The organism is Pajaroellobacter abortibovis (assembly GCF_001931505.1).
Classification (GTDB): domain Bacteria; phylum Myxococcota_A; class Polyangia; order Polyangiales; family Polyangiaceae; genus Pajaroellobacter; species Pajaroellobacter abortibovis.
In genome coordinates this window covers 1,021,920-1,042,947 of sequence record NZ_CP016908.1, presented here as the reverse complement: position 1 = coordinate 1,042,947, position 21,028 = coordinate 1,021,920, and the positions used below count along the sequence as shown (strand labels likewise).

At 46.1% G+C, this 21,028-nt stretch carries 17 protein-coding genes; 5 read left to right on the top strand and 12 right to left on the bottom strand.

Annotated features, from left to right (window positions below; all coding sequences use genetic code 11):
• Positions 1-8 precede the first annotated feature (8 nt).
• Together BCY86_RS05260 and BCY86_RS05255 are read left to right on the top strand one after the other, a co-directional pair.
• Complete coding sequence (locus BCY86_RS05260) at positions 9-764, top strand: DUF72 domain-containing protein (RefSeq protein WP_172824812.1); 756 nt, start codon at positions 9-11, stop codon at positions 762-764.
• Positions 761-1,834 carry a hypothetical protein gene (locus BCY86_RS05255; protein WP_075276795.1) on the top strand — a complete coding sequence of 358 codons (1,074 nt, stop codon included), beginning with the start codon at positions 761-763 and terminating at the stop codon, positions 1,832-1,834. Before BCY86_RS05260 ends, BCY86_RS05255 begins: the two co-directional genes overlap by 4 nt.
• Before the next feature lie 1,130 nt (positions 1,835-2,964).
• On the opposite strand, the gene rpmB is transcribed toward BCY86_RS05255, so the two are convergent.
• From rpmB to BCY86_RS05235, 3 genes are all read right to left on the bottom strand, one after another.
• A complete protein-coding gene (rpmB, locus tag BCY86_RS05245) occupies positions 2,965-3,198 on the bottom strand; it encodes a 50S ribosomal protein L28 (protein WP_075276793.1) in 234 nt (77 codons plus the stop codon).
• 84 nt (positions 3,199-3,282) lie between these two features.
• The gene (xerD, locus tag BCY86_RS05240; protein WP_083604215.1) at positions 3,283-4,167 is read right to left on the bottom strand and encodes a site-specific tyrosine recombinase XerD; all 885 of its coding nucleotides are present in this window, start codon (positions 4,165-4,167) and stop codon (positions 3,283-3,285) included.
• A gap of 22 nt (positions 4,168-4,189) precedes the next feature.
• Entirely contained in the window at positions 4,190-4,798 is a 609-nt protein-coding gene (locus BCY86_RS05235) for an anthranilate synthase component II (RefSeq protein ID WP_075276792.1), read from the bottom strand.
• Positions 4,799-4,830: 32 nt separating this feature from the next.
• Here BCY86_RS05235 and BCY86_RS05230 point away from each other — a divergent pair, with 32 nt between their 5' ends.
• Positions 4,831-6,129 (top strand): dicarboxylate/amino acid:cation symporter, encoded by a 1,299-nt coding sequence (locus tag BCY86_RS05230; RefSeq protein WP_083604214.1) that lies wholly within the window; start codon positions 4,831-4,833, stop codon positions 6,127-6,129.
• A gap of 47 nt (positions 6,130-6,176) precedes the next feature.
• Positions 6,177-7,436 carry a hypothetical protein gene (locus BCY86_RS05225; RefSeq protein ID WP_075276791.1) on the top strand — a complete coding sequence of 420 codons (1,260 nt, stop codon included), beginning with the start codon at positions 6,177-6,179 and terminating at the stop codon, positions 7,434-7,436.
• Between the two features lie 24 nt (positions 7,437-7,460).
• On the opposite strand, the gene ptsP is transcribed toward BCY86_RS05225, so the two are convergent.
• The 7 genes from ptsP to rpoN all read right to left on the bottom strand — a co-directional run bounded on the left by ptsP (position 7,461) and on the right by rpoN (position 14,446).
• Positions 7,461-9,290 (bottom strand): phosphoenolpyruvate--protein phosphotransferase, encoded by a 1,830-nt coding sequence (ptsP, locus tag BCY86_RS05220; protein WP_075276790.1) that lies wholly within the window; start codon positions 9,288-9,290, stop codon positions 7,461-7,463.
• Between the two features lie 75 nt (positions 9,291-9,365).
• Entirely contained in the window at positions 9,366-9,644 is a 279-nt protein-coding gene (locus tag BCY86_RS05215; protein WP_075276789.1) for an HPr family phosphocarrier protein, read from the bottom strand.
• Positions 9,641-10,612 (bottom strand): RNase adapter RapZ, encoded by a 972-nt coding sequence (gene rapZ / locus BCY86_RS05210; RefSeq protein WP_075276788.1) that lies wholly within the window; start codon positions 10,610-10,612, stop codon positions 9,641-9,643. The genes BCY86_RS05215 and rapZ overlap by 4 nt, the downstream gene beginning before the upstream one ends.
• Positions 10,609-11,751, bottom strand: coding sequence for an HPr(Ser) kinase/phosphatase (hprK, locus tag BCY86_RS05205; protein ID WP_075276787.1), 1,143 nt, complete (start codon positions 11,749-11,751; stop codon positions 10,609-10,611). The genes rapZ and hprK overlap by 4 nt, the downstream gene beginning before the upstream one ends.
• Positions 11,738-12,262: a PTS sugar transporter subunit IIA gene (locus BCY86_RS05200; RefSeq protein WP_075277601.1), complete on the bottom strand. Its 525-nt coding sequence runs from the start codon at positions 12,260-12,262 to the stop codon at positions 11,738-11,740. The genes hprK and BCY86_RS05200 overlap by 14 nt, the downstream gene beginning before the upstream one ends.
• Before the next feature lie 233 nt (positions 12,263-12,495).
• Positions 12,496-12,846: a ribosome hibernation-promoting factor, HPF/YfiA family gene (gene hpf, locus BCY86_RS05195; protein ID WP_075276786.1), complete on the bottom strand. Its 351-nt coding sequence runs from the start codon at positions 12,844-12,846 to the stop codon at positions 12,496-12,498.
• A 94-nt stretch (positions 12,847-12,940) separates the two neighbouring features.
• Positions 12,941-14,446 carry an RNA polymerase factor sigma-54 gene (rpoN, locus tag BCY86_RS05190; RefSeq protein ID WP_245776199.1) on the bottom strand — a complete coding sequence of 502 codons (1,506 nt, stop codon included), beginning with the start codon at positions 14,444-14,446 and terminating at the stop codon, positions 12,941-12,943.
• A gap of 245 nt (positions 14,447-14,691) precedes the next feature.
• Between rpoN and BCY86_RS05185 the strand changes: the two genes are divergently transcribed.
• Positions 14,692-16,422 (top strand): serine/threonine protein kinase, encoded by a 1,731-nt coding sequence (locus BCY86_RS05185; protein WP_075276785.1) that lies wholly within the window; start codon positions 14,692-14,694, stop codon positions 16,420-16,422.
• 499 nt (positions 16,423-16,921) lie between these two features.
• On the opposite strand, the gene BCY86_RS10345 is transcribed toward BCY86_RS05185, so the two are convergent.
• Positions 16,922-17,242, bottom strand: a complete 321-nt coding sequence (locus BCY86_RS10345) for an asparagine synthase-related protein (RefSeq protein ID WP_245776198.1) — start codon at positions 17,240-17,242, stop codon at positions 16,922-16,924.
• A gap of 114 nt (positions 17,243-17,356) precedes the next feature.
• A complete protein-coding gene (gene smc, locus BCY86_RS05175; protein WP_075276784.1) occupies positions 17,357-20,911 on the bottom strand; it encodes a chromosome segregation protein SMC in 3,555 nt (1,184 codons plus the stop codon).
• Between the last annotated feature and the right edge of the window lie 117 nt (positions 20,912-21,028).

The following is a 21,028-nucleotide window of genomic DNA, read 5'->3' as shown; positions in this document are numbered from 1 at the left end:
AGATGGTCATGAGTACTCGATTTCGTATAGGGGCTCAGGCACTTCGGGGAAGCCTTGAGTCTTATGCAAAGCATTTTGATTTTCTGGAAGTGTCTGTTTCTTCTCTTCCTTCAAAGGGAAGTCAAGAAGGAGACTTTCGGATGGAGCCAGGCATCAAAGCGCTTCGGCAATGGCGTAAAAAAGTTCCTACGTCCTTCGATTTCTGTGTAGTAGGAGGGAAATATCTGTCTCAATTGAGGCCTGGCGGAGCGCTGGAACATGAGCTGGCTTCTGTGCAGGTGGCTGTCGAGGCGCTTCAGGCTAAGTGTTTTTTGCTTAAAACCCCTTCCGATATCACACCTGCTCCTCTGTGGCGCGATCGGTTAGCCTCCGTTTTTGAACGTCTATCTCGCACAATTATTTGTCTCGCATGGGAACCTACAGGAGTATGGGAATTGGAAGAAGCGATCTCAGTGGCGAAGAAGTGGGGGGTGTTCGTTGTTGTCGATCCAGCCCGTGATCTGGTTCCGGAGGGGCGCATGTTCTATGGTCGCCTTCGCGGTTTAGGGGAGACGCGTTCCTTCGGGCCCAGCGCTCTCGAGAGAGTGGTTGAAGCGATTGGAGAGCGTCAGGCTGCTTACCTGATCATCGAGACGAGGGGGGCTTCTCGAGAAGCGAAAGAGATCAGGCGTATTGTTCAGAATAAGTGTTCCCATGAATTTGTGATGGGGATTAAAGCGCCTCCTGATTTTCTATTTTTTGGGAAAGGGATGGAAGAAGAGTGAAAAAGATAAATCCCTTCGGGATGGTTATGGCTTCGCAAGAAATCGTACAGGCAGTAGCTACGGATGTTTTGCGCCGAGGAAATGCAATCGATGCCTTGGTAGCAGGTCTTTTTTCAGCATGTGCGCATTCGCCGAGTGTCCTGCTAGGTCCTGTCCAGATTTTGATGGGTGGAGTCGGTCTTGGAGTCCAGGCGGTGGACGGACGTGTTCGCCAACCTGGCCTCGGCACGCGCCGTCCCCGTGGATTTCAACCGGCCGATTCGATCCCAAAAGCTGCGTATGTGGGGGTTCCCTGTTTTCCAGGTGCGCTGGCCGCTGCACTTGCAATCGGTGGAACGCTTTCGTGGAGTGCAGCGCTTTCTCTCGCTTTGAAGGAGACTCGTTTTCTTTCCCGTCAACGTATTTCACTTCTTCAGCAAATCGTACATCGAGGCCCTCTTGTATTTTCAGAAGCCGGAATTGCGAGTGCTTTTGTGGATGCTTTCGGAAAAATCGCAGGTGGATTGATTACCCGCGAAGATATGGAACAGGTGCGGCCTCTGATCCTTCGAGGATTCGAAAAGAAAACAAAAGGCTCTACATTGTTTCCATTGCCTTGGAGCGGTGAGGAATATCTCCCTGCCCCTGCTTTCCCTTCGTTTGCAGGACTTCGGCGAATCCAGATCGTGGGGGTTGCGGATAGATGGGGGCTTACTGCTGTGGCTTGCTATGAAGAGGTGGAGGAGGGAATCCCTATGCTTGATTTTGATCTGATCGCTCCTCCCCTTGCCGCTCCTGTTTTGCGTGGTTGGCCTCGGGCAAAACCAGGAACCCCGCGCTCGGCCGAGGCCCCTATTTTTCTAAGGGAAACGGACGGACTGGTGGACCTGGTTGTGGGAGTGGAGGGGACTCCAGAGGAGATCGCGAAAGCGCAGCCTCTTCTGGAACAAATAGGGGGCACAGCAGCCAGTTTGAGACCATCAGATACTGTTGGAGGGGTTCTTCGAGAAGGGCATGAGCGAACGAGAGGGAAATTTCTTGCCATTGCTTGTTTACGAGGAGAAACGAAAGGGTTTCATTTGTATTTTTAAAAGGGAAAAATCTGGCTGTTTAAACCACTCTAATCAAAACATTGATCTTTAAGTGATCTAGTTAAAAGTAAAGGTTTGCGGTTAGGGTTTCTTTTTTTTCTGGGGGCGACTTAAACCTATTTGAATGGTGGGGGGTGGTTTGATACCAGGTCGAGTTTCTTTTTTTGCTAGAGCTAGATGGATACAGCAGTGGGAGGGAAATCGAAATGGATGAGCTGAAAATTAGAGATATGTATTTGGGAGCTACCGAAGAATTAGATTATTGTCCGCTCTCGATATTTTAACACGGCTAGATACTTATTTGAGTCGTACATTACAACGGCTGACAATTGACGGATCCCTGGAATCGGTCAAGCTAAATGAAAAGCAAATATTATCTAAATATAATTGAAAATCTCAAAAAAATTGCTATTCAAATAAGAAGTGAGAATATGGAATCTCAAATCGGATCCTATCGTTTAGAGTTTCAAAGTATGTTAGAAAAAAAAGATTTGAATTCGCTATGCAGTTTATCAAAATGATTTTTATGTCTTTAGTCCTCTCCCACTTGTTAAAAACTCATCTCATAATATTGAATCAATAGGAGGAGGCAAGCGCATCGAGAGATAGATTGTGGACGTTGTAGTTGTTCAATACGCAAGTCATTTGAGGAAAAGAGAACATGACCATTGGACAAAAAACAACAGTGAAAATATCTATTTTGAGCTTGTTCTTGATCGGTATCGTAGGGCTTGGAATACAAAGAGGAGAACCAATTGATGTACCGATATGCTTGCTATACCAGAGGGAGTGGAACTATCCGTCTCTCCGGGAGAAGCACATTGGATTAAGCTTATTCGAAGCGCTACTTATGAAATGATTTTAAATAGAATTAAAAGCAATCCAATTTTTCTTTCTCCCAATTTTTATAATCACTTCACTAAAAATAGATTCTCATGACCGAAAAAATATACGATATTCTTTATAAGGAAGAATATATCAAAGCGCTTGCGCGAGCATCGACCTCTCACAGGGAGAGCTTCTCGAAGGGAAGGTAAAAAGTCTCTTCCTTTTTAGGAAATCAAGAGGAGATTGAATTCTTGTAGGAAATAACTCAATCCTTTCTAGATATCTTTTTTTAGAGGCCCTCATTAATAACTGGAGAGGCAGGCACCAAATTTTTTGGCATAGGCAAGCGCACCGATTCGATCGATCGTGCGCAGATCGCGGGTGGTCAGATAAAGCCGCACAAACCGATTCAGTTCAGGGACCCAAATTCTCTTTTGGTGAACGTTCACATGCTTCCAGCATTTGGTTTTGATGTTGGAGTGAGACACGTGATGCGCGCGCATCCTTCTTTTCCCTGTAATATCGCTTTTGGCCATATCCTTAGATTCCTCGACTCCTAAGTTGAATTTTGTATTGATGCATTCAGAATGACGATATTTCTTGATCGGTGTCAAGCTTTTTTAAGCGCGTGGATGTGCTCGTTTATAGACTATTTGCAGATGATCCGAAGCAATGTGAGTATAAATTTCTGTGGTTCCTAAGTCTGCGTGCCCCAACATTGTCTGAACAGAGCGTAAATCGGCCCCTCCTCGCAAGAGATGAGTTGCAAAAGAGTGGCGCAGTTGATGCGGGGAGAGAGGGGATTGAATCCCTGCTGCGCGCGCGTACCGACGGACAAGCTTCCAAAATCCCTGTCGTGTCCATGCTCTACCACGGGGGGATAGAAAAAGGACAGTTTCATTTGGCTTAGCATATCGAGGACGGATCTGTTCTAAATAAATATTGATATGTTGAAGGGCGACTTCTCCAATCGGGATCAAGCGCTTTTTTCCCCCTTTCCCACTCAAGAGAACGACCCCAGACTGCAGATCCAAATCGCTCACACGAAGGGCGCATAACTCACTAACTCGAAGCCCTGACGCATACATTAATTGGATCATGGCTGCATCGCGCTGTCCTCGATCAGTTGTGAGGTTGGGTGAAGCCAAGAGTCTCATAACCTCGTTTTGCGATAGAACGTGAGGTAGCTTCCGTTTGATAGTGGGGCGACCCAACAGCTGGGTGGGGTCTTGGGGAATCGCTTTTTCTCGGACCAGAAATCGAAACAATCCACGGATAGCTGAGAGATGGCGCGCTGCTGATCGGGTACCCAAAGCGCGACATGCAGGCGCGCAGAGTGAATCTGCGAGCGCTTCAACGGTCAGTTGGTGAGGTTCTGTGTTCTCTGGAAAATGGGAAGCGAGTTTATTAAGATCTCTGGCATAGGCCTCAAGCGTATTCGAGCTTAACGCACGCTCGACACGCAAGTGATCCAGATACACATCAATCCATTGATAAAGACTCAACTTACTGACTCCATACTATTCTTTATGAAGCGATTCTAGATGAAGTTGAAGAAAGGTGTCGAATCCAATTCTGCATTAACGTTCCCCCTTCTTGGGTTAAGATGCTTTCCGGGTGAAATTGAACCCCCTCTAGGTTCCATGTGCGATGCCGGAGCCCCATGATTTCCCCTTCTTGAGTCCATGCGCTGACCTCCAGGCAAGCGGGTAGCAAGGAACGGGATACGATGAGGGAATGGTAACGCATTGCTTCGAAGGGGGAGGAGATCGATTGAAAAATGGTCTGACCATCGTGAATAACCGGTGAAGTTTTCCCGTGCATAGGACGATTTGCTTGGACTATTTGAGCGCCGAACACGTGTCCGATCGCTTGATGTCCAAAACAGACACCGAGTATAGGGATGGATCCTGCAAATTTGGAGATGACCTCGAGAGTGGTTCTGGCTTCTTCTGGAGTTCCTGGACCTGGGGAGAGGAGCAGCCCATCGGGATGGCGCGCTTGGATTTCTTCTATGGTGATCGCATCATTCGCAATGACTTCGACGTGTGCGAGTGCTTCTGAAAACAATTGTACTATGTTAAAAGTGAAAGAGTCGTAATGATCAATGCATAGAATAGAAACTGGAGTATCCATCGGTATCCACTCTTAGAAAAACATTAAATGAAATGATAGAATCTTCCCCTCCACCCAATTCAACTCCTCTCAATCTCTCTGGAAAGAGGCAATTGTATCATCCGCTGGTAGGATATCTGTTAATGATCCTTTTCGGAATTATCAGTGGATTGTCTCCTGTTACGTTTCTGCATACGTTTGCCTCCTTTTTATCTGAGGTTTTTATCAAATTATTCCGGTGCTTAAGTACTCCGATCCTCGCGCTTTCGATGATTGTTACGCTCTCTATTCCTCATGAAGAGCCCTATTTTAAAAGCATCGGTCGCAGAACGCTGTTCTACACTGTGACCACGACGGTGATGGCGGCTGTTGTCAGTTGCTGTTTTTATAGATTGATCCAACCTCCAAATATACACGAGACAGTACAGTTGCTTCCAGCACAGCTACAGGCAGCTGAATCTATCCGTTACTGGCAATATGTATCCGATCTGATCCCAAGCAATATCTTCACTCCATTTCTGGAGCATCAAGTCATGGGGGTGCTTTTGGTCGGGATCTGCATTGCGATTGCGATCCGCTCCATTCCCGATCGCGAAGTGCGGGAGGTTATGCGCCACTTTTTTAAAGGGTTGCACGGGCTGTTTTTGGTCATGACCGGTTGGGTAGTTACCGTCCTTCCGCTGGGGCTTTATGGATTCGTAACCACCACTTTGGTCCAGATCAAAGGGGAGATTAATATCGGTAGCATTGGTGCTTATTTAGCTGTGATTCTGCTGGCTAATCTGACCCAAGGATTGGTGATACTACCCTTATGGCTGAAAATGCATCGCATGCAGCCATTTGCGATGATGAGAGACATGATGCCTGCCCTCTCTATCGCTTTTTTCTCCAAGTCTTCTATGGGCACTCTCCCAATCACCATTGACACAGCGGAGGCCAAATTGTGCATGCATCCCCAGGTCACTCGATTAGTTTTGCCCTTATGTACGACCATCAATATGAATGGATGTGCTGCTTTTATTTTTACAACTGTGATCTACCTAATGCAGAATCAAGGAATCCCCATTACGTTTTCTACCATGGCTACTTGGATTGTGGTTGCAACAGTTGCTGCGATAGGAAATGCAGGAGTTCCAATGGGGTGTTTTTTTTTGGGTGCCAGTCTATTATCTAGTATGAATATCCCTATTCATTTGCTAGGAATTATTCTTCCCTTTTATAATCTAATAGATATGGTCGAAACTACTTTAAATGTTTGGTCTGATTTGTGTGTGGCGAGTGTAATCCATCGGGAGTATGTTCTATCAAAGGATCAGCTTTTTCGATTCACATCATCAGAAATTAAATCGTAATCTTGATTGAATCTATCTTACTTTAAATGGAGAGAAAGCCGAAAAATATGACCGACGAGAAAAAATCGAAAGTCAATTTACCTTCCAGACAACAACAAGAGAAGAAGGTAAATAACCCCCCATTGCGTGCAGGTTCACGTACGTTTCCTCCTCTTCCTCCATCCCCCACACCAGGTCCTCTCCCTCGGACCTCCTCTTTGTCGACCAAAGAGCAGTCTGCTTTTCCTCGAGGAAAAGAACGCATAGCGGAAGCTGGTGCGCGGTATGCGCAACGGCCCCCAAAAGGAGTTACAAAAGCTCCCTTGGGAGATGAACAGAACCATCAGACAAAAGGTGGGCGTGGATTGCCTTCGATTCAAGAGCCTGGATTTTTTCCTCCAGTAGATCCGATGGATCCGATTTACCATCGGATTCAGCTCGATGACAAGACGATCGAGATAGCCAAGAAAGGGGCTCGGAAGCGAGGGTTTACGATTGGTCTCGTAGTGGCCTTGTTGGTTGCAATAGTTGCTTATGTGAGCGGTAGGGCTCTCGAGCGAGGCTTTGCTATGCATCAGAGCCAGGCAGATGCGATAGGATTAGCAGAGGCTCTTGGGCGAGCGAAAGATGAAATGCAAATGCTTGCGGATCAGATGGAGAAGGTACGTGATGTCCTCGTTAAAGAAAATCGAATACCTCCTGATCTCATTAAAGTTCTCGCAGCTGCTCCCATTGATTTTGAAGGGGGTGTCCTTGTAGGACGCCGATTTATTGCTTTCTCTCGTGACACGATGATACAGTTGGTTGAATTGGTAACAGGGGTTCAGGGATTTAATAAGCGCAAGACAGTAATGTCTGAGATAATGCAAAACCTGTCGAAGGCGCTCGATGGAAAAGCTGACGCTACTCCCTCGGACTTGTTAACGATCGCACAGATTGCCCTTCTGGGAAAAGATCCCCAAGGGAATCCTTCCGCTGTACTAGCTCCGCTGGCTGCCCCTCTTGCGATTGGACCTCGTACAGCTTTGCCAGATCAGTTCTCTTTTCTCAACGACAAGGGGATTAAAACTAACATTGCTCGTTATAAAAAGGGGGATATCACGAACCACTCTTCTGCTCTGCATGTTGATCCCAAAAGCGTAGAGCGTGTCTGTGCTGCTGGGGGTCGAGGGACGATAGCGCAGATTAGTGCTCAAGTTAATAATATTCTGGAAGAGCTGTGTGGAAATGGGACCAGTGGGGGGACTGTGCTACAAGCGCGGGAGGGACTGATCAAAAAAGCGGATACCCTGATCCAAGCTCTCCATCAAGTGGGGAAAGGTAAATAAGAATTACGTGAGAGCAGAACCTAGTTAAAGCGTTTTCGGATCAGTTGTGAAAGGGAAGAAAGGGTCTTCTACAAAGAGGTTGATAAATCGTGAGCCGAAGCGGTCGGTCAATATACGTTTGATTTGAGCTTCTGTTTCACACGATAAGATCACACGTGCGCTTTCTTCACATTCTGAGATGGTTATGTGGTGCAGTGCCTCTTTCATATTTGGAATTGCCTTCGCTTCAATTGAGAATTCCCGCAGCCCTAAGCCTATCAGCAGAGCCATTCCGAATGGATTGGATGCCATAGACCCGCAGAGAGAAAGCGAGGATTGATGGGGAGCAGAGGCTTGCACAACCATTTTGATCATGCGGATGATGGCTGGATGAAAAGAAGATGCAGTCCCTTGGTGATTTCGATCAGAAGCGAGGGCATATTGCACGAGATCGTTTGTTCCTAGGCTAAAAAAATCGGTTTCTCGAGCAAATACATCCGCCATCATGACAGCAGAAGGGACTTCTATCATCATTCCTATGGGGATGCGGGGTGCGCAGGGGATTCCTTGTGCTTGTATTTCTTCTTGCGCGCGCTGGATCAATTGACGCGCTTGATGCAGTTCCTGAAGATGAGTGATGAAAGGGAGAAGGATTCGGACTTCTCCGTGAGCGCTCGCACGTACAATCGCGCGCAGTTGATTGAGAAACAGTTGGGGATGATGGAGCGCTAGCCGAATCGCGCGTAGACCTAAGGCGGGATTTTTTTCTAGATGGAGGGGGAGAAATCCAACCCATTTATCCCCTCCAATATCAAATGTGCGAAATGTAACAGGATGAGGTGAAACAATATCCACAACCGACTTATAGACGCGGTATTGCTCTTCCTCATCTGGTTCACTCGTTTGCCTTAGGTAGACAAATTCGGTACGGTACAAACCGATCCCTTCCGCTCCACATTCAAGAGCAAGAGTAGCTTCGCTTGGAAACCCTACGTTTGCTTTAAGGCAGATTGGGGTTTGACATTGGGTGAGTCCACCCTGAGAAGAGTTGATATGAGATGAATGAGGACGCAGCATTTCTTTTTTTTCAGCCTGTTCCATCATCTTTTGAAGCGTTAGCGTGATGGCTTTTTGGAGGGCGAAAAGGGTGGGGTGGATCGTCACTTTTCCATCGAATCCATCTACGATCAGGTTTACTCCTGTATGGATGGAATGGAGTGCATCAGAAACCCCTACAATGGTTGGGATCTTGAACGAGCGAGCTAAGATGGAAGTATGGCTTGTGGACGTTCCTGTTTCTGTGATGATGCCGAGAATGTATTTTAAATCGATACTCACAATCTCTGCAGGAGAAAGATCACGTGCCACAAGGATGACTGGCTGATGTACGGATGAGTTATGGAAGGAAGAGCATCCCTTCAGTTCCTGTAAAATGAGCCGCGTGATCGATGTAATATCATTCCTCCGTTCCATAATATATGTTTGTTGTGGATCAAGAGAAGTGCGGTCCTGAAAGAGCTCAATAATTTGCTTTGTGGCTGTGGTGACTGCGCATTCTGCCGTCATCCCCTGTTGTTCAATTTGGTATTCTACCTGTTGATGCAAAAATGGATCTTGGAGCATTAAAAGGTGCGTCTCTAAAATGGCTAATTGCTTCTGGTTTCCATTTAATTTAAGAGTGCGTGCGATTGTATGATTCAGATTTGTTTCTGATCGTTGAACCGCTTTTCTAAACTTTTCAAGTTCTAGAGAGATCTGTTCAGGCGAAATACGACCTTGATGGTAGAAAGATGGTTGTTCTGGAAGAACAAAAGCAGATCCTATTGCTATACCAGGAGAGGCAGCACTGCCTTGGATCACAACTGAGGTAGACACGATCAAGAGCCTCTAGTTTGTGGAAAATAAACTTTGATGTAAAGAAAAAGAGAAGGTGAACAAGTAATTTTCAGGCTATCGCGCTTCTCCGAATCGATTGGCTATCATTTCTCCAATCGCTTGTACACATTCAGCGGCCTGTTCCCCCTTCGCCTGTACCTCAATCACTGTGCCCTTTGCGCCGCAGAGCAGGAGCACTCCCATGACGCTTTTTGCGTTAGCACTATAGGTTCCGTTAAAAAGAAAAACCTCACAGGGATAACGTGCTGCTAGTTGGACAAGTTTAGTTGCTGCACGGGCATGAAGCCCCAGTTGATTGATGATCGTAAATCGATGAGAAGCATGCTCACTCATGGTTGGATTTTGTTGCTTTGATCCTGAGTTCGAGGACGTACCAAATTAGGACGATGGAGATCTCGATGAAAAGTAGCAACGAACATCTTGAGTTGATCCCGAATGAAAGAAGCGAGTGCATTCACCAAAGCCACCGATCGATGGCGGCCTCCTGTACAGCCGATTGCCATGGTGAAGTGGCTTCTCCCTTCTTGTTCGTAGCAAGGCATAAGGAAATGCAATAATTCTTTTAAATGATTAAGAAATTGAGCAGTCTGTGGAAGCGTGAGGATGAAATTAGAGCATTCTTGATCTTCTCCACTAGATGCTTTAAGGTATGAAACAAAGTATGGATTCTTAAGGAACCGCACGTCTAACAGGAAATCAGCGTCGACGGGAATACCATATTTGAAGCCAAAAGATAAAAGACGGATAATCATCCGCGCAGCGTCTTCTGAGGATTGATGGGTAATGATCAAATTCCGCAGATCGTAAGGCGAAAAATGAGTTGTATCGATCACCTGTGTCGCATAGGCTCGGAGAGGAGCGAGCCGTTCACGTTCCAGTGCAATGCTATCTATGATTGCGAATGAGTCTGTTCGTTCTGAATTTGCTGGTCGGATGCGTACAGGGTGGGGTCTCCGTGTCTCTTTAAATCGACTCAATAATACTTCATCTGAGGCATCGAGAAAGAGAAGTCTGATCTCGCGTTTTTCCTCTTTCTTTAAGAGATGAATAATTTTTTCTATCGAGGTTAAAAAGGAACCTACTCTCGCATCGATCCCGAGTGCTAAGTGAGCAATCTCATCTCCTTCACATACCCGTACGGTTTCTGGGATAAGTGGGGTTGGGAGATTGTCCACACAGAAAAAACCGCGGTCTTCTAATGCGTGAAGGGCTGTTGTTTTCCCTGCACCGGAAAGTCCTGTAATGATGGTCACATTAGTGCGACATGCGGCAGCTTTTGATGGGTCGGAATGTTCATTCATGAATCCTCTCCTTCTACGGATGGTTCTGCGGTGGGGATCCATGAGGCGCTCTCTGTTGTGACCGAAAACACATTGTTTTCCCTTGATTTTTTTTTGGAGGGAGGGGGAGACGTCTGAGCCTGCTTAGAAAAGTGGTAATGAAGAAAATTAACATTTTCTTCTTCTTCTGATTCGATAGGGTAGTTCCCGAGATGCGAATTCACTTTTGCAAAAAAATCACGTGCTGAATCTGTGCCTGCTTGTCGAAGTAGCTCGTTGCGAGCTGCCATCTCCAAGATCGACCCCATATCTCGCCCAGGCCTTACAGGCACAGTCAGTTCTGGCACCTTTGTCCCGAGAAACATGAAACACTTCTTCTCCAGCCCAATCCTCTCGTATTCTTGACGGTCATTCCATTCTTCGAGTCGCACAACAAGATCGATCCGTTTGCGTTTACATATGCTTGTAACTCCAAAAAGAGCTTTAATATTAAGAACGCCTAGCCCTCGGATTTCAATGTGGTGACGCAGTGTGTGGGAAGGAGAGCCGAAGAGAGTGCCTGGTGGATGCCATTCGCACTGTACCACGTCATCCGCGACTAGCCGATGTCCTCTCAGAATTAACTCCAGGGCACATTCGCTCTTACCAATTCCACTCTTTCCGAGGATGAGAAGTCCTATTCCGAAGACATCCATCAACACACCGTGGAGCATACTGCGTGGTGCTAGGAGTTCATCGAGTACTTCGTGAATGCTGTTGATCGTCCTGCTCGAGCGACTATCAGACACGAAAAGAGGGGTATTCGTCTCTTCTGCGTTTTCTACAAGAGAGGCAAGAGGCTTTTGGTTATGAGTGATGATCACACAAGACAATTTTAAAGAGAAAAAACCACGGCTTGCAGTTTGACGTTGCGTGTGATCGAGCGCGTGGAGATAGGAAAGCTCAGTCTCTCCTAAAATCTGGACGCGTGTAGGAACCACTCCAAAGAAATGACCCGTTAGTGCAAGCCCTGATTTTTGAATACGAGGATGTCGAAGAAGCCTGCTTATTCCCTTTGCACCGGCCACTTGTTCTAAGGAGACCGTTAAATGTGGTGAGCGCACAAGTGCTTCGACGCAGACCTCAGGGATAAATTGACGAGATTCTTCACTCAGGTGCATGGTTAACGTGCTTTTTTTCTTCAGATTCTTCCTTTCGTGCAATCAGCCAAAGGGCGGTTTCTGCATCACGTGTTGCAATCAATTGTTCACGAAAGAACCGATTTCGCAAAAGCCTGGAGACACGTGCTAGCGTCCTTAAGTGTTCCCCTGCATTATATTTGGTTCCAATAACAGCGAAAAGGATTTTTACTTTTTTGCTGTCGATAGCTGCAAACTCTACCCCCTCTGGCACAATCAAGAGAGAAGCGTATTGTTCTTTAATTCCAGTCAAGGCGGCGTGAGGAATGGCTACTTCTTCTCCGATCCCGGTGGATTGGATCGCTTCTCTCTCCATCAAAACCCGTAAGATCTCTTCTTTTGATAAATCCGTAGAGGTTGCAAGCATTTCTGCGAGAAGAGCGAGCGCTTCTTGTTTGGTAAGAGAGAGGGGTAGATATCCTGGTGCACTTGTGTGGGGAGAAGGGAGACAGATTGCAACGCGCTCGATGGAGAGTAGCTTACTGAAGTGCATAGGCCCCCCTCGGCTTCTGCTTTCTTTTGGGGGGGAAGCTATTAATTTATCGGAGATCATTCTTTAAACCATCATGCCTTATTCATGTTCCAGGAAGATTCGACGTTTTTTACTGAATGAATAGCTTTGTCCACATTCCTCTTCTCATGGATGCTTTTACAATTGGTGATACTCGTTGAACGAATAGCACACATTTAAGCAACGGGTGGAACACTAGGATAAGAAGAGGTGGATCAAGTTTTCGAGGCAGGGGGGACCATTTCAAAGTGCTCAGCCATTCTTTCTCCACCTTTTTTCTTCGTGGTGTTGGCTGATTTTTCATCTCCAATTTGGCGATGTAATTTGTCAATGACTTTGTCGACTGTAGCGTACATATCTTCTGTCGTATCGTGAGCATGGAAGTGCACTGAACCTGCTTGCAAATCCATTTCAACGCTGTGCAACCGATGATTTTGACAGCTCATAACCACTTGACCTTGGAGAGGCTGCCTAAAGAACTTTTGGAGTTTCCCAACCTTTTCTAAGACATGCACTTTCATTGCTTCTGTTGCCTGCATATGACGAAAAGAAATCGTAATGTTCATACTTTGGCCTCCTTATTTTTACACCCAACTTCACTTGGTTTCGTACGATCGATCATGCTCTCATCATGTTCGTCATCTATGCATAAGATAGGAATTAAAAAACCCTTTTTCTATGACTTGAAGCTAAAATTCCTAACATATCTCTATATTTTGCAATAGTTCTTCGCGCAATTTGTATCCCTTGACGTTTGGAAAGAAGTTCGACGAGTTGCTGATCACTCAAGGGATTTGATTTATCTTCTTCTTCTATCATTTTTTTGATTGCTTGTTTGACACTTTCTGATGCGATATTTTCCTCGGCTGTCCGACGAATGGAAGAGTTAAAGAAATACCTCAGTTCGAATATTCCTTGAGGTGTATGCACATACTTATTGGCAGTCACCCGACTTACAGTAGATTCATGCATGCCAATTGCTTCAGCGATATCCCTTAATACGAGTGGCTTTAGATAAGCAATTCCATATTCAAAAAAATCGAGCTGCTTCTCTACAATACATTGGGTGACTTTGATGATAGTTTTTCTTCGTTGCTCGATAGACCGTATCAGCCACTGAGCGTTTCTCACTTTTTCACATATAAAATTTTTGGTGTGTGCTTGCTGGTGATGTTGAGGATCATCGAGGATTTGCTTGACCATGGTATTGTTGATATGAAGGCGCTGAATTCCTCGATCATTGTCTAAAACAATCCACTTCCCTCCGTCTGATATGACATAGACATCTGGAATCAAGGTAATATTTTTTTGTTCCTCCCTTGTAAAATTTTGTGCAGGGCGGAAGTTAAGCTTTCGGATTTCTTTGACAGCCTCGTATATTCTTTCGATCGGTACCTTGAGATCTTTTGCAATGACCTGATAATGATGTTTCTCTAGGTGATGTAAATGTTTTTTTAAAATGACCTGTTCAATTTCATCATATCCGAGCACCTCTGCTTGCACTTGTAAGTATTCTGTTAAGCTGCTTGTGCAACAACCTATAGGATCCCATCGTTGCATGATGGCAAGCACTTCATGTGCATCTTCAGGATGCAGTCCGGCCTCCTGCGCAAGGTCTTCAACGGTTAAGTCTGATGTTCGCTCGCCATTTTCTCGTTCGATCCCTTTTAAATCCAAGAATCCATCGTCATCTAGATTGCCGAGGACTAATTCGGCAAAATAACGTTCTTCTTCAATAAAATCGCTCAGTTGCAATTGAAAGCGGAGGTGGTCGATTAGCGCATCCGCTGGGTTGGTGAGCAATTCAGTAGTGGGAGGGTCCTCAAACCTCGATCGGTATTCTGGTATTTTCTGGAGAGTTTGATTCTCGAGAAGTTGTTCCCAGTCAATTGCTTGAATTTGCTTGTGTTCAATCCGTCTTTCAATGCTCGATGAACCCAGTCGTTCTGCCATGCTTGCTAGCGAGACACCATTTCCCTCTACATGATATAGATCAGTGGTGTAAGATTCTGTTTCTTCGTCAGAGAGGATAGGGTTGGCGTCCAGCTCTTTTTTAATTTCATCGATCAGATCGAGGCGAGATAGCTGAAGCAAGCGGATAGCCTGCTGTAACTGTGGTGTCATAACCAATTGTTGGCTGAGCTTCAGGTGTTGCTTAATTTCCATAAGAATCCACTTCACTTGAATTAGATGGAAGAGAAAAAGCATAATGTGGGCGAATGGACATCGATGCTGGAAAGTCCATTTTAATGTTATACTGTACTTCCCTTTTACTCTTTCCATAAAGAAGCGAAAAACATGCTTTTTTTATTCTTTCATCATTCTTTTTATGATGCCTGTTTGCTCTCTTTTCAAGGGTCAATATGCCAGGCTTATCTACTTATTTGTGTAGATGAGGTGAAATCTTGAGGATGACCGCGTGGGCTTCTCTCGAACGGCGCAGTGCAGCAATTGGACAAACGAGAGCGGTCGCTTTTAAAGCCCTTTTTCGCTATCTTGAAATGGAAAAGGGTGCAGAGGTTGCGGAGAGATGGCTTAAAGGGATCAGAATGATCCGAAACGATTTCACGAACGAAAATTATTTTATTCCACTCCCTTTACTGCATGAAGCCCTTGTTCTTTTTGTCCAGCTGACCTCTAGACATGCGATCGCCCGGGTGTGGAAGTATTTAATCGATGCTGACACACTAGGTGCATGGACTCAGTTATTACGCCGCTCTCATCTTCCTGAAGAAGCGTTTTCTCAACTGGATCTCTTTGAAAGCGAGCACGGACGGACAGTACATTGGGAAACGGTGGAGGTGGAATCGAATCGATGGAAAGGTCGAATGCACATTTTACATGATCTGTCTCTTGAACAGGACCAACTGCTTACTTTCTATCGATTGGCTTTTTTATCAGCAGTGCCAGCACTCTTTGGATATGGAAGAGCCGTGTTTGTGAGTTGTAAACCCGTGATTCCTCTCCAAGAACGCGAACACGTCTACCATGAATTTGATGTGCGGTGGACCTTACCTTACTCTCTACCGGCGAGTAAATTGGGGGCTGGGATCGGCGTGACCATGGCTTGCATCCCAGCGACTTTGAGTTTCCCCTCTCCTTTGGGAATTGTGTACATTGGGGCAGGGCTTGTCCTAGGTGGGTTGAGTGGTCTTCTGTGGAAGTACTATCGCGTGCAACAGACCCAACATCGCGCTCAGTCGATCCGGATTCGCGCTTTTGAACGGAGCATGATGCTCTGCGAAAATCGCGCGCTGGGAGTTCCTGCTGAACTTGGAGAAACCAGTTTTATCGGCCATTATTTCCTTCAAAATCGGATTGCGGTTGGTGCCAGTGGGGTGATTTATAAAGCGGTGCGGATGACGGACTACCTCACAGTTGCGATCAAATTACTGCGAACAGCTTCGTCTCATGATGTGATTACGGTCAATCGGCTTCGAAGAGAAGCAGAAATCCTTGTTCTCTGTAAGCATCCTCATATCGTTGAGATATTGGATCACGGGCTTCTGCCTGAAGGTGTTTCCTTTCTCGTCATGGAATTACTCACAGGGAAATCTCTCCGCGAAAGGCTGTCCATCAAAGGGTGCTTAAGCTCCGAGGAGACCATTGCCATTGCTCGACAAGCCTGTGACGCTTTGACCGCGATTCACGAAGTGGGGGTAATCCATCGCGATCTCAAGCCTTCCAATTTGTTTCTGAAAGAAACTCACAATGACCAAACAATCGACCTGAAAGTTATCGATTTTGGGATCGCACGTAGGGAAGGGGAGGAGGAACAGATCACCAACATTGATACGCCGATAGGGACAATAGGCTATATGGCCCCTGAGCAGGCTATTGGAAGCCGAGTCGACTTACGCGCAGATCTGTTTTCTTTAGGCGTCGTTCTCTATGAATGCCTGACGGGGCGAGTGCCTTCATTACATTCTTTTTTTGGCTCCTTCAATGATGAAAAGCAGGCTAGTACTTTTTGGCAAGGCCGTCATGGCAAGGCTATTTTAAGTGCTGTTCCGCCTGCTTGGCGCTGTCTTCTTGCTCAAGCGATGTCTTTTTCTCCAGTGGATCGACTTCAGGATGCGCGATCCTTTATTGCTGCTCTTCCGACTTCTTTGGAAGAAGATGGGTGCTTAGGGAGGGCTTGAGAAGAAACTCTAGAAAAGCTCAGAAGAGGTGTGGGGGAATTAAGAGGAGGGGAGATGTGTGAGGCCAGAAGAACGATATCCTTCTAGATCCAGGACTATATAAATGGAAACCGTGGCGTTTCCCTGCCTCAATAATTGCCTCTCGCAGATCAACAGCTCGTTTGATCTCCTCTGCACCGAGCTCAATCCGGGCGATCGGTTTTTCTTGAAAAGAGTTGGTGGAATGATGCCACCGAACTCTTACTTGAAGAACCCCGAGTTGGTGTAAGGAGAGCTCGAAGTCGCCGATCTGAGCTAGCCGTTTTTCCGTGACAGAAGTGCCGTGAGGGATTCGGCTTGCGATGCAAGCGACAGCAGGCTTATTCCAGAGAGACAGCCCGATAGCTTGCGCAGCTAGGCGGATATCTGTTTTACAGAATTCGGCCTCGATAAGTGGGCTTCGAACTCCTTATTCTTGGGCAGTTTTGAAGCCAGGGCGGTTATCGTGGAGATCGTCGAGTTAAGTCCCGTTGATAATGTAATTGGGACCCCATTCTCCCAATTTTTTCTTAGTTAACTGATGCAGCTCTGACCTGCAGTGAAAGCAGCGATCGGGATGATTCTTGCGATAATCTTCTTGATTGATTTCTTTAGTGAAGATCAACTCATGGTGTGTGCCAATCTTTTGAGCTGTTTCAATAGCTGCTTTTCTTTCAAAAGAGGCAAGACTAGGACTGATTGCAGTGACCCCTATCACTTTATCTTTGAGGACTTGATGCGCTATTGCGAGTACCAATGCGCTGTCAACTCCTCCTGAATAGCAGACGAGAACAGATCTCATTTCTTGCAGATTGTTTCTAAGCGCTTTATCCTTAAGACAAGGAGTGGAGAGAGGGGAGCTGCGTCCTCTTTGACTGGCGCTTGATCCAAATTCATGGTTCAATTTCTGTCATAATCATCCGCTGGATTTCGTATCCTCGTGGATCTTAACCCCCACCATTTTGGATACGCCGGGTTCTGCCATGGTAACCCCATAGAGGACGTCCACCATTTGCATTGTGCGCTTGCTATGGGTGACAAGAATAAACTGGGAATGATTCGTCATGGCGCGTACAACTTCAAGATAACGTGCCACATTCTCTTCGTCGAGAGGGGCATCCACCTCGTCTAAAATGCAGAAGGGGGAAGGCTTAATCTGAAAAATGGCGAGGAGGAGGGAAATAGCTGTCAATGCTTTCTCCCCTCCAGACATCAATTCAATCGTCGAAAGTTTTTTGCCAGGTGGTTGCGCTAAAATATCAATTCCCGTCTCCAGTGGATCTTCTGGAGCCGTGAGCCGAAGCGAAGCGCTCCCCCCTTGAAAAATGGTTGGGAAGAGGTTCTTAAATTGTTCGTTGATAGCGCGAAAGGTCTCTTCGAAAAGGCGCTTGGATTGCGTATCCATCTGTTGGATCGCGGTGTGGAGATCCGCGAGCGCCTGTTCTAAATCATCCTTTTGTGTTTTGTAGAATTGATACCTCTCTTGCGCTTCGGTGTACTCTTTCGTCGCTTCTAGATTGATACTCCCCATTCGTTCAATCTGTTGAATAAGGCTCTGAATGCGCTGATGGATCGCTTCAGTAGGAGGTTGCCTGAGGTGATATTGAACAATCACTTCTTTGAGCGACAGTCCTCGGAATTTCTCAGTGACTCCATCTATGAGATAGATCATCTCTATCTCTTTCGCGCGCAATTCCATCTTGTACTGCATCAGCGTGTGACTGATTTCATAAGCTTTGGCTTGTGCTTTTTTGAAATGCTCTTCTATTGTTTTTTGTTCCAGACGGAGAGCTTCTATCACAGCGCGTGCTTGAGAGAGTGTGTGAGATGCTTCTTGGGCGTGTACAACAGCTTGAGCGCGCTGCTCTTGATGCTGGGAACAGTATGCTTGTGCTTCTTGTGAAAGAGTTAGCAGCTGATTATGCTGGGCATCTAACTTTTTCTTTCGCTCGTCAGTCTCTTGCACACTTAACTCTAAGCGGAATTGAGTTTGTTTACAAGCATGAAGCTTTTCTTTAAGACTTGCCAAGTCAACTTTCTTTGCAGTGACTGAACGGCGTCTTCTGCTCATGCGTTCTCGATACACCTCGATGTTTGCTTCTTGACGCTGGATTTGGTCCATGAAGATTGTCAGTTCATCAACTGCTTTTTCGGAGCTCATTTGTACTTCTTCAAGTTCTTGATGAATTTCTTTGAGACGTGCAACAAGACTCAGTTCCTCTTCTTCAAGTCTGGCCAAATGGGCTGTGTTGCGTGTAATCTGAGATTGGATGCGGTGTAAGTCTTTTTCTGTTCCTACAACGTTCAATTCATCGAGATGCGCTTCTTTTTTGATTTGTTCAAACTCCTTGTCAATCTGAGTGAGGTTTTGACGCGCTGTTTGTTGTTCCTCTCTACGTCGTCGAACAAGCTGTTCAAGCGCTTGCACTTCTTCTTTAAGCTCTCTGATTTTTCGTTTGGATTCGAGCAATCTTTCTGCTGTGTCGTGACCGCCTGCGATTCTTCCGTCAGGATAAAACACGAATCCTTCTACTGTGACAACTGTCGCATGAGGGGCACGCTGTTGAAACTCTTCTGCTTGAGAGGTGGTTTCTGCGAGGAGCGTATTTCCTAAGAGCGCTTCGACCCAAGAGGTATCTTCAACTGCAAAGTGGGTGCGATCGAGAAGACGATAGGGGAGTAAGTCATCAGGAAGCGGTTCTTTGGGGGACGAAAAGGGGATGATGGGTAAAAGCGTAGCGCGTCCCCTAGGAATACGAATGAGTTCATGCAGCAATTGAAGGCCGGCCTGTCGATCGCGTACGAGTATCTCTTGCAAGCGTGATCCCAACAAAGCAGCGAGTGCTTGCGTCAAGTTAGCAGGCGCTTCCAGCCGATCAGCAACAAGCCCTACAATGGTAGGATTTTTGCTCGTCATCAGGACTTTGACACCTGCATCGATCCCTTCGAGTCGCGCTTGTACTTCGAGAAGCGTGTGAAGACGTGCCTGCTGATGAGTCAGCTTCGTTTTGATCTGTTCAAATTCTTTTTCAGCAGATGCGAGCGCCTGTTTACAATCTGTCATTCGAACTTGTATTTCTTGCTGTGCCTTTTGGCTTTCCCTTTTCTTTTTCTGGAGCTGAGCGAAGGATTCGGTGCTCGATGCGAAATATTTTGCTTCTTCTTCTTGGAGCTTAACGAGGTTTGCTTTTTCTAAGTGCAGGCGTTCCAACCGATGGGCATTCTCTTTTTGATACAGCTCGAGCGCATTGAGCTTGCTTTCTGCTCCTGCTTTGATAGCTTGGACACGAGCCATCGATTGCTGTACTCTTTCGAGTTGCTTTCGAACTTGCTCTTGGTCTTGAAATACCTCTTGGAGGCTTCGTTCTTCCTGAATGAGCTGTTGTGCAAGTTCCTCTTCTTTCTGCAGCAGTTGTTTGTGTTCGTGGATGAGACCTTCTTTTTCTTCAGCAATCTTGCAAGCTGTCTCTTGCAGCACTTCGCGTTCCTGTACTGTTTGTTGCTGTTGATCAGTTAATTCTTTTAATCGCTCTTGTGCATGAGTGAGTGTAGCTTCTTCTTCCCTAATTTTAGTCTCACAAAGAAAAAACTCTTTTTGAGCTGATTCAAGTGTTTTTTCTCCTGCGTGAACTTTGGTTTTATGAGCTTCTAGTTCTAGTTCTAGTTTCTGGACCTCAGAAGAGGAGTGTTCCGCTCTCTCCGTGTAGCGCTCTACCTCTGAACGGATGTATTTTATCCAACCTGCAAGCTCAAGATATCGGTGGGAGGCTTCGTACAGCTGGAGATCTTCTAACTCATCGCGATAAGCGCGGTAGCGCTCCGCCTTTTTCGCTTGTCGTTGTAGGGTATCGAGGCTTCGTGTGATCTCGAAGAGGATATCGCCGACGCGCAAAAGATTCTGCTCGGTTAACTCTATTTTTCGCTCGGCCTCCTTTTTCCTGGATTTGAATTTGGTGATGCCGGCTGCTTCCTCTATCAGGATGCGTCTATCTTCGGGTTTCGCGCTGATAATGAATCCAATTTTTCCTTGCTCTACAATCGCATACGCCTTGGTCCCGACACCTGTACCTAGGAATAAATCGGTAATATCTCTCAGCCGCACAATGGTCTTATTGATAAAGTACTCGCTTTCTCCTGTGCGGTAGAGCCTACGCGTCACTGCAATCTCGGGATACTCACGATACTCAATAGGAAGCTCGGAACTTTGAGTTGTGTTTTCGAAGATCAACGTTACTTCGGCAACACTGTGAGGTTTTCGACTTTCTGAGCCATTGAAGATGACATCTTCCATCCAGCGACCGCGCAGATGTTTAGCCGATTGTTCCCCCATGCACCACCGAATGGCATCGACAATATTGGATTTACCACAGCCATTGGGTCCTACGATTCCAATGACGTCATGATCAAATTGAAGTACGGTACGATCGACAAAAGATTTGAACCCGACCAACTCGAGTTTTTTGATTTTCATCTAAGTTACTCATCGATAAATAAAGAGAGAAATATCTTCCATCGAACTCAATGGATGCTTGTATTAGGGACATCTATCTGAGAAATGCCCTTTGTATTTCTAAGTCAGGGTATCAGA